General features: G+C 33.0%; 9 protein-coding genes. 3 read left to right on the top strand and 6 right to left on the bottom strand.

The window, feature by feature from the left end; all coding sequences use genetic code 11:
* Positions 1 to 653 precede the first annotated feature (653 nt).
* Together AC13CQ_RS00185 and AC13CQ_RS00180 are read left to right on the top strand one after the other, a co-directional pair.
* Positions 654 to 3,077: a TonB-dependent receptor gene (locus tag AC13CQ_RS00185; protein WP_008616215.1), complete on the top strand. Its 2,424-nt coding sequence runs from the start codon at positions 654 to 656 to the stop codon at positions 3,075 to 3,077.
* 11 nt (positions 3,078 to 3,088) lie between these two features.
* A complete protein-coding gene (locus AC13CQ_RS00180) occupies positions 3,089 to 4,426 on the top strand; it encodes a hypothetical protein (protein ID WP_335588805.1) in 1,338 nt (445 codons plus the stop codon).
* A 155-nt stretch (positions 4,427 to 4,581) separates the two neighbouring features.
* Here the strand turns inward: AC13CQ_RS00180 and AC13CQ_RS00175 are convergent, their stop codons facing one another.
* The 5 genes from AC13CQ_RS00175 to AC13CQ_RS00155 all read right to left on the bottom strand — a co-directional run bounded on the left by AC13CQ_RS00175 (position 4,582) and on the right by AC13CQ_RS00155 (position 9,288).
* Positions 4,582 to 5,310, bottom strand: coding sequence for a head GIN domain-containing protein (locus tag AC13CQ_RS00175; RefSeq protein WP_335588806.1), 729 nt, complete (start codon positions 5,308 to 5,310; stop codon positions 4,582 to 4,584).
* Between the two features lie 181 nt (positions 5,311 to 5,491).
* On the bottom strand, positions 5,492 to 6,562 hold the full coding sequence (locus AC13CQ_RS00170; protein ID WP_474507487.1) for a DUF4097 family beta strand repeat-containing protein: 1,071 nt from the start codon (positions 6,560 to 6,562) through the stop codon (positions 5,492 to 5,494).
* A complete protein-coding gene (locus AC13CQ_RS00165; protein ID WP_008616219.1) occupies positions 6,543 to 7,112 on the bottom strand; it encodes a hypothetical protein in 570 nt (189 codons plus the stop codon). Before AC13CQ_RS00165 ends, AC13CQ_RS00170 begins: the two co-directional genes overlap by 20 nt.
* On the bottom strand, positions 7,099 to 7,665 hold the full coding sequence (locus AC13CQ_RS00160) for an RNA polymerase sigma factor (RefSeq protein WP_008616221.1): 567 nt from the start codon (positions 7,663 to 7,665) through the stop codon (positions 7,099 to 7,101). The genes AC13CQ_RS00165 and AC13CQ_RS00160 overlap by 14 nt, the downstream gene beginning before the upstream one ends.
* A 222-nt stretch (positions 7,666 to 7,887) precedes the next feature.
* Positions 7,888 to 9,288: a nucleotide sugar dehydrogenase gene (locus AC13CQ_RS00155; protein ID WP_474507486.1), complete on the bottom strand. Its 1,401-nt coding sequence runs from the start codon at positions 9,286 to 9,288 to the stop codon at positions 7,888 to 7,890.
* A gap of 218 nt (positions 9,289 to 9,506) precedes the next feature.
* Here AC13CQ_RS00155 and AC13CQ_RS00150 point away from each other — a divergent pair, with 218 nt between their 5' ends.
* Positions 9,507 to 9,689, top strand: coding sequence for a hypothetical protein (locus tag AC13CQ_RS00150; RefSeq protein ID WP_008616224.1), 183 nt, complete (start codon positions 9,507 to 9,509; stop codon positions 9,687 to 9,689).
* Between the two features lie 430 nt (positions 9,690 to 10,119).
* Here the strand turns inward: AC13CQ_RS00150 and AC13CQ_RS00145 are convergent.
* The coding region (locus tag AC13CQ_RS00145; RefSeq protein ID WP_482882580.1) for a transposase at positions 10,120 to 10,301 on the bottom strand (182 nt) is incomplete at its 5' end.

The raw sequence follows: 10,301 nt of genomic DNA, 5'->3' as shown, positions 1-10,301 counted from the left end.
CTTCTAAAAGACCGCTTTTTAAAAATTGTTGTTTCTCTTCTGGTGTCATAATAACTGTGTTTTATAAAATTATACAAAAATTTAAGGTGGGTTTTAAAACCCACCTTAAATCTTACTTTACACAGTTTTTTGGATACTACCCTTTGAATTCTTCGTGGATCTACCTTTGTTGGCAAACAGGTTTATCGCGAGGGAGTTGATTTAATAATCGTTTTACAATAGTATATATAGAGTGCAACCTCAAAATTGAGGTTGCACTTTTTTTAATTATTCATATCAATATTAAACTTCCCCCTCAATCCTTCATATAAGCTTTAATTACCCATAGCTTGTCTTGAATCCTTCATTGAGGGTTTTATTCCCCAGAGCTTGTTCTGAGTATATCGAAGGGTTCTACGTCGAAATGGATTAAAATATTTTTCCTTTGAATACATCGTAGGCTTTCCACGAGGTAGTTGATTTGTTAGATAAGCCTATCTCTAAATTAAATTTTCTTTATTCAACCATGGCTTTAGGCTTCCCTGATGTAGTTAATAATAAATAAACTCTTCTGTTTTAATTATAACATTTTTAAATTTATTTAGACTAAAAATAAATAGTGTTTTATTTTAATTAAATCTAAATAAATATATATTTGCATCAAAATTTAGAAAATGTTCGAAAATAAGGGGTTTTTAATAGTACTATTTTTAATGTTTGGCGGTTTCACTTTTGCCCAAAAAGCAACGCTTCGTGGAAATATAAAATATGATGATAATACTATAGCCGAAGGAATTTACCTAATCCTTAAAGGTAATGGAGTCCAAAAGGATGCAGCTACAAACCCTAGAGGAAACTATGTATTTAAAGAAATTCCTTATGGAGATTACGTATTAGAAGTACATTCAATAGATGCAAAAACCCAAATTATAGAGGTAGCGCTATATACAGAAGAAGTTGTTAAAAATAGCACCCTTGAAAGCTCAGACCATCATGAATTAAATGAGGTAATGCTTCACGGGAAATCACAAAAAACGGAGATAGAAACAGAAGGTTTTGCTGTAAATGTAGTAGATACCAAGGAAGCTGGACTTAGAAATATTCAAACTAATGAGTTGTTAAATACAACTGTAGGAGTTAAGATTCGTCAAAATGGTGGGTTGGGTTCAGAAGTACAGTATAGCTTAAATGGATTATCGGGAAGTGCGGTACGTATTTTTATAGACGGAATTCCAATTTCTGTGTATGGTTCTTCTTTTAGTTTAAACAGTATTCCTCCTTCAATGATAAAAAGAATAGAGGTATATAAAGGAGTAGTTCCAGGGTATTTAGCAGATGATGCTCTAGGGGGAGCCATTAATGTAGTGCTTCATAAAGGAGCTAAATCCAATTTGAATGCCTCGGTTTCCTATGGTTCATTCAACACCTTACAAGCAAGTGTTAATGGTTTATATCGTTTTAAAAAGTCTGGTTTTACTGTTAAAGGTTCTCTTTTTCACAATTATTCTGACAATGATTATGAGGTTTCTGGTAGAAGTGTAGTGGTAACAGGTATTGGTGGGGTGCAAACTCCAGTTACCGCTAAAAGATTTAATGATGCTTATAGATCTACTGGTGGCGTTGTAGAAGTTGGTTTTACAGATGTAAAATGGGCAGATCAGTTTTTAGTGGGTTTTACAGGTTCAGATGATTATAAAGAAATTCAGCATGGTGCTTTTATGACAATTACTCCTTATAAAGGAAGATTTATGGAGTCGGATGCAAAATTGGCTAATTTAACATATCAAAAGGAAAATCTTTTTACTGAGGGGCTTGATGTTAATATTCACGGTTTATATGGAAAACGAAACCGGATGGTAAATGATACTGTAGCGTGGGCTTACAATTGGTTAGGAGAGAGAGCTATTGATTTTAAGGGAGACGAATATAAATATTCATGGGGTTCTCAACAAGAGGGTGGTCCAACATTAAGCAAAATAGATAGAAATGTTGCTTCTATACGCACGGGAATTTCTTATGAAATTAACAATAATCATAAAATATTATTTAATCATGTGTATAGTGGTATCGATAGAGAAGATAGCGACGAACTAAAATCGGTATTAGAGAACACATTTGTTGGAACAAGAGATTTACAAAAAAATATACTCTCGTTTACCTATGAGTTAAATGCTTTTAATGAGCGACTCAGAACAAGTTTATTCGGGAAATATTATCAGCAAAAAACAATATACATCGACCCCGCTATTGAAACAGATTCTAACGGGAATCAAGTTATTGTTGACGATGAAATAAGTAGTAACAATACAGATAATGGCTATGGTTTTGCGCTTTCTTATGCAATTAAACCAACGGTTACACTATTAGTATCGGCAGAAAAAGCCGTTCGTTTACCCAATGAGACTGAGGTTTTTGGGAACGATGGAGATAATGTGGTGGCAAACCCAAGCATTCAACCAGAGCGTAGTAATAACCTTAATTTCGGATTTAAGTTTGGAACATTTAGAATTAAAAAACACGATTTTACAATAGCTACTAATTTTTTTACACGAAACATTAAGGATAGAATAGGATTGCCTATTGAAAATTCTTTGAATGTTAATGATGAAACAATTTTATATGTTAATCAAGGAAGTGGGACATCTAAAGGGATTGATGCTCAGATAAACTACACCTATAATAACAATCTAACCTTTAATTTTAATGCTTCTCGCTTCAACTTAAAGGTAGAGAATAGAGGATTGGAAATAGATGTGCCTAATACTCCGTTTTTTACTATGAATGGGGGAGGGCGTTATACAATTAAAAATTTACTTCAGAATAACTCCCAATTAAACCTGTTTTACAATGTATACTTTACAGAGGATTTCTCCTACTTACCTCCACAAGGAGAAAATACAGTTGGAGATGAATTTTTTAGAGTGCCTGAACAATTAGTACAAGACTTTGGACTAAGCTATACGTTTCCAAATAACAACTTTGTAATGAGTTTCGATATTAAAAATATATTCGATAAGCCTGTGTACGACAACCTTTCGGTACAGAAACCAGGAAGAGCTTTTTACTTAAAACTAAATTATTTTATTAATAACTTTTAACTATAATCAAAATGAAAAAACAACTTTTAAATCTTAAAACATTAAGCCTTGCCTTAAGTGCCTTATTACTTACTGTAAGTTGTAGTGATGATGATTCTACAGATATAATTGAAGAAAATACGGAAGATAGTAGATGGATTACCGTTGCCGCTGCTAAAATGGGAGACAACCCAGGCGATGGAAATGGAGGAACATTGATATACTCTGTTAGTAGCGAAGATGCTAAAGACCCAAACAAGGTATTAGCTCCTTTTGATAACGGATTTATAGTACCTTCTAATAGAACTGCGAGATTGCAATCTTCTGAAGATGGAAATACTATGTTTAATATTAGTTACGCTGGAGATACAGGCGGGAATTACACTAAGTATACCGTAAATGGAGGTCAAGATTTTCAAAAAACAGGTACAGAAGTTAGTATTGCTCCTTATGTTGGTACCGCACCTAGATGGATAAAATTATTTGATGGAGATAGAACTGGAGCTGCAGTATATGTATCTACAGAGCATCAATTTGGTGATGATGAAAAGTATGCTTATACTGAAGCTAAAATTGGAGTAGTAACTTTGGATTTAGTGAATTCATCTATAAATAATTTCCAAGAGCACGTGGTACGCTTAAGTGCCGAAGAAGAGGCACAAGGTTTTTATATCTCTAGAATTGATATGCCAGTATTAAATGCTTCTGGAGATAAATTATATATCGGTGCTCGTTTAAGTAAAGTTGATCCTGCTACTGCAGAAAGCGATAGAGATTTTGAGGCTTTAGGGTCTAAAACAATAGTACTAGATTATCCTTCTTTACTAAATCCTTCTGTTATTACTTCAACTGTAGGGCATGGAAACACAAATGGATACCGTAGTATCAATGCATTTCTTGCTGAAAATAATAGCGTTTACCAAGCAAATCAAAGCGACCCTAATGGTTCTCATATTTTAAAGATTAATGCAAATAACCAATATGATGATTCTTATGTGTTTAATTTAGATGATGCATTGGGAGTTCAAGATGCTTATATTCTTGCTTGGAGATATGTAAGTAATGGAAAAGCAGTGATAGCATATCGTCATGCAGGTTCTCAAGAAGGAGTAGCAGGACCTCAAGGATTTTTTGCCTTAGCCGATTTAAATGCTAGAACTGCACAAAAAATTGATGATATCCCGTATAATACAGATTTCTATTTATTCCAATATCAAGGTTTTGCAGTTGATGGAACTGATGTATTTGTAACTGAAGCTCCTGTTGGACAGGATGGAAATATTTATGTTATAGATACAGAAACTGGAAACGTAACAAAAGGGGCTCAATTGCAAAATAATGCTGGTAGTCACTTTATTGGTACTTTTTAAAATATTGTTTTAGTGTTCTAATAAAATAACTCTATAACATAAAGATGTTGTAATAGATTGAAGAGTCTTAACTATATCTTTAAATAATAAAAGAAGCCATTTGAAAGTTAATCTTCCAAATGGCTTCTTTTTATATAAACTATGGGTGGTTAATGTTATCCTCTAGAAACATCTCCAGAACCAGATACTTTACTATCTTCTTTGGTAGGGTTACCATAATATTCTACATCTCCAGATCCAGAAACTCTTACTTTTAGCTCACCGTTGCAGTGTACATCTACATCTCCAGAACCAGAGATGCTTACGTCTACATTTTTAGCTTTTAATTGTTTTGCTGAAATATCTCCAGAACCAGAAAGGGCACATTCAAAATCTCCTGTACTTCCTCTTAAAACCACATCTCCAGAACCTGCTAAATGACTTTCAACGCTTGTGGATTCTACATCCAAGGTTAAATCTCCCGAGCCTGCTAAATTAGCTTTAAAAGCATTTGTTTTGATAGTGTTTTTAGTAATTACATCTCCAGAACCTGCTAAAGAAACTGCATCTAAACTTTCAAATGGTACTATAATTAAAATACTGTTTCTACGACTTGTACTTAAATTATATCCTTTTTCAGTTTTTATTTGAAGTTCTCCATTTTTAACTTCTGTTTCAATATGCGGAATTAAATTTTCTTCTGCAGTAATCGTAATTTTTCCTTCCGTTCCTGCAATTAGTTCTACGTCAAAAAAGCCTGCCACACCTACTGCATCGTAATTTTCTGTAGACCTTTCTACGGTAATTACATTTCCGTTTCCTTTTACATTTTCACTGCCAAACCATTGCGCATTAACAGCCATAGAGCTTGTTGCAGCAATACATAATAAGATAATTTTTTTCATTGTTTTAATTTTTAGTTGATTGTTATTTTAGTACTTAGTACAAAGTATTTAGTATATAGATTTTATTTATTTTATAGAGCCTAGAGCCTAGAGCCTAGAGCTATGTATTACATTTTGTATTTTTCAACATTCAACATTCAACATTCAACATTTAACATTCAAAATTCAACATTCAACTTCTCTACTTCTTACTAAAACTCACTCCTCCATAATCTGAGGTAATGCTTACTTTATTTTTACCTTTAGTTCCATAATATCCTTGGTAATATTTTTCTGTAGATTTCTCTCTTTTGATATTGTATTCAAAATTGGTGTCGCCACTCAATCCGGCATATTCAAGATTCATTTCAAAATCAAAATGATAACCACTATTGTAACCAACTTTAATTCCCGTATAATCACTTCTTATTTGAAGATTACCAGCATCTGCTGCCATTTCTTCAATACGAATAGAACCATAATCGGATGTTATATCTACATTTCCGTGTACAACTCCAAAACGAGTAGTTAGGTAATCTCCAACACCTTCAATATTAGCAGTGTTATTTATTTTGATACTTCCATAATCACAAGAGTATTTTACATTTTTAGCATTGTTTACTTCAGAAGTGGTATAGTCTGCACTGATAACTAGATTGCCTGCTTTTTCAATTTCAAAAGAGGAATAATCGGCACTTATTTTTCCGCTTTTCATGTATTCAACGGTTGATTTTGAAGTGTAATCAAAGGTTAATATATTGTTATCTGCATTTAATTTTCCGAGCTCCAAACGGCCGTAATCACAACTAATATTAGCAACCCCATTGATTTCATCTAAATAAATTCCGCCGTAATCGTTATTTAAATCTACTGTATTTCCTATAGGGACTTTTACAGTATAGTTTATTTCCATACTCACATTATTATTACTCCATCCCCAGCCACTTTTGGAAAAAATTGTTTTGGCAGAAACCATAGAACTTGAATTTTGAAATTCTATATCAATTTCATCGAGTTTCTTTTGTGCCTTTTCTTCACTATTACTATTGGTTTTTATATGAACTTCTATAACAGTTCGGTTTTCATTCCAAGAAGTAATATGTAAATTTCCGTAGCTATTATTAAGTTTTAAAAGCGCTTTCGGACTTACATTAAATTCTTTCTTTATTTTTTTCTCTTTGGTGTATTTTCCATTCCATCCAGGACCAGCAGCGATACCGAATAAAGGAAAACATAAGAATAATAATGCGATTTTATATAATTTGATTTTCATCTTGTGTAGTTTTAAATTGTTTAATTTCTTCAATTTGAGTGAGTACGTCTTGTAATAAATTAATTCTTGTTTGGTAATTAATAATCATGGCATGCAAAATTTGTTTGCTATTACCTTCATTTGCTAAATCTTCTTCTAATTTTTCATGGTCTTTTTCTAACTTTTTTAGCTGAAGCATAGCATCTGCAATAATTTGCTTAGTTTCTGGTGTTGATTCTGCCTTAATCTTTTCAACTTCTTCATTAATTAAAGAGGCAAAATAGAACTCGGTCTTTTCAATTTGTGTAGGTTCTTCGGCTACTTGTTGTTCTATTACACTTTCAGTATTTAGAAACTGAAACCCAACAATAAATAAAACAGCAATAGAGGCAGCAACAGTGAGTAATTTCCATGGAAAGTTATTCGACTTCTTTTTATGGATGGAAACCACTTTTTTTTGCGTTTGCAACTTCTCTAAAAAACGATTTTCATGTCCTTCTTGTGGAGTTTCAATATCCCACTCGTCTTTTAAATTTTCAAACAAGTTATCTATGTTATTATTCTGTTTCATAAACTTCAGCTTGTAATTTTTTTCTTAAACTCTCCTTCGCTCTAGAAATTGTAGTCCTACAATTTGCATAGCTTAACTCCATAATGGTTCCTATTTCGTCATAGTCGTATCCTTCTATTAAATGAAGGGTCAAAGCAACTCTGTAATTATCCTTCAACATACTCATGGTTTGCAACACTTTTTGAGCCTTTATATTGGTCAACTCATGATCAGAATTAATTCCATTATCATCTTCAACCCTATAGATTACATCATCTAAGGCAACATTATTTTGTTTTTGCTGCTTTCTATAATGATGAATACTGTTGTTAATAACAATACGTTTTAACCATGCTCCAAAAGTTACTTCGCCTTTAAAAGTATCCAGTTTCGTAAACGCGTTTAAAAACGATTCCTGCATAATATCTTCGGCTTCAAAACTATCTTTTACAATGCGAAACGCCGTGTTGTACATTGCTTTGTAATAGCGATTGTAAAGCGATAGTTGAGCAGATTGTTTTCCTTCTGCGCATAATGCTAATAGCTGGTCAATATGTAATTCTTGTTGGCTCAAAAAGTTATTCGTTTCTCACTAGTGAGTTTTTTATCCTTTTAAGGATTGTTTGTAATAAAGATAAGATTACTTGAAGAATGTTACAGTTGAAGCAAAAAAAATGTAAGAAAAAATGATAGTTATTGAAAGTCAGCGTGTTATTTATAGTGTTTAGTATAAAAAAATCCTGATAAAGCTATTAAAATAGCCTTATCAGGATTTTTAAGTTTATAAAAATTAGCTTTAGGCGTTTTCTCCTATTCTATAATAGTTAAAACCTATGCTATTTATTTTTTCTTTATCTAGAATTCTCCTTCCGTCAAAAACAAAAGCAGGTTTAAGCATTTGCTTAAAAATAGTTTCCCAATTGTAGGCTTTAAACTCATCCCATTCTGTTAAAACGGCAATAGCATGTGCATCTTTAGACGCTTCTATAGGGTCTTTTACAACGGTAACGAGTTTTCTGTTTTCCTCTTCAGAACGGGTATTTAAATAATCTAAATCGGCATAAATTCGCTCTTCAGAAACTTTAGGATCGTAAATTACAATTTCTGCTTGCTCTTCTAAAAGGGCATCGGCAACATAAATAGCGGCCGATTCACGGGTATCATTAGTATCTTTTTTAAATGCCCATCCGTAGAAAACAATTTTTTTACCAGAAACAGTATTATAAAGAGTACTAATAATATTATTGGCAAATCTAGATTTCTGATAATCGTTCATAATAATTACCTGTTCCCAATAATCTGCCACTTCATGCAAGCCATAGCTTTTGGCAATATATACAAGGTTTAAGATGTCTTTTTGAAAGCAAGAGCCTCCAAACCCAACAGAAGCATTTAAAAATTTAGAACCAATCCGACTATCTAAACCAATAGCTTTAGAAACTTCTTGCACATTGGCGTCGGTTTTTTCACACAAGGCAGAAATAGAATTGATAGACGAAATACGTTGCGCTAAAAAGGCATTTGCAACCAATTTTGAGAGTTCCGACGACCAGATGTTTGTTTTTAAGATGTTTTCCTTAGGAAGCCAATGTTCATAAATAGCACTCAAAGCTTCTTTAGCTGCTTCCCCTTCAGGAGTTTCATCGCCACCAATTAGTACTCTATCTGCATGCAGAAGATCGTTTATAGCGGTTCCTTCTGCTAGAAATTCTGGATTAGAAAGAATCTCAAAATTTACATGGTTACCAGTATTGTCAAGGATATTTTTAATAGCCTGCGCTGTTCTTACAGGAAGGGTAGATTTTTCTACCACAATTTTATCATCTTTAGCAACCTTAGCAATATTACGTGCACAAAGCTCAATAAACTTTAAATCGGCTGCCTGTCCTTTTCCTTTTCCGTAGGTTTTGGTAGGCGTATTTACCGATATAAAAATCATTTCTGCCTCATCAATAGCTTTATCAACTTCAGTAGAAAAGAATAGATTTTTATTGCGGGTCTCGGCTATAATTTCTTTTAATCCTGGTTCGTAAACGGGGAGCTTATCTAGATTTTCATCGTTCCATGCTTTTATTCTATTCGCATTGATATCTACCACTGTAACTTTAATTTCTGGACATTTATGGGCTATAACCGACATAGTTGGTCCGCCAACATATCCAGCTCCGATACAACAGATTTTATTTATTTTCTTCACACGTATTATTTTGAAAGCAAATTAATATGAACTAAAGTAGCGTATAATGTTTTGCTATTTAGTTATGCAAATATAGAAACTACTTCCAATTATAGCGTTTAAAATGACTTATTAGTATACACAGAGACTACTAAATAAAGGTTAAAATGATGTAAAACACCCTACTTTTCTATAAGATTAATTGTAACTTATAACAATAACCTTAAATCAACCCGAAGATGAATTTTGTATACATCACATCGCTTTTATTACAATCGCCCGACGGAATTCCGAAACCAGGCAATAACGAACCTTTAGACTTACAATCGTGGTCGGAAGTAATTATCTACATTCTTATTCCTATACTTTTAATTGTATTTTACTTTGTGTGGCGAAAAAATAGAAGGAATCGGAAACGTTAATGGGGGAGGAGTGTTCAGTTTGTAGTAGGCAGTTTTCAACTTTAAGGTTGCGTTGCAAAGGTTCAAAGGTTCAGAGGGGCAAAGGTTCAGAGGGGCAAAGTTTTGAATGTGCTAATTTGAAAATGTGTCAATTTGAAGATTTAAAAATGTGTAAAATGACACCTTCGTACTCCCGACTCCTGACTCCTGACTTCTTCAATCCTTCAATCCTTCAATTTTTCAATCTTTCAATTTTTAAATGTGTAATAAATGAAATCTTCGGACTTCTGACTTCTGACTTCAGTCTTCTTCAATCCTTCAATCTTTCAATTTTTAAATATGGAATTGTTGAATAAATGAAATTTTCTGGTTTCTGGGCTATTCTGTTTTTTCAACTTAGGTTCAAAGGTTCAGAGGGGCAAAGTTTTGAATGTGCTAATTTGAAAATGTGTCAATTTGAAGATTTAAAAATGTGTAAAATGACACCTGAACTTGAAGGGGAATATTTATAAATCCAACGATAGATTGAACGATTACTGATCTTATGCAATCGCTCCAATTGGGACACGCTAAATTTACCACTTTCAAAATCTGCAACAATAGATTTTTTATACGCTTCAGAAAACTTACGGG

This window comes from Galbibacter sp. L-19, assembly GCF_056857615.1.
Note: the sequence above shows the minus strand (reverse complement) of the source record. Positions and strands in the feature narration are given on the sequence as shown.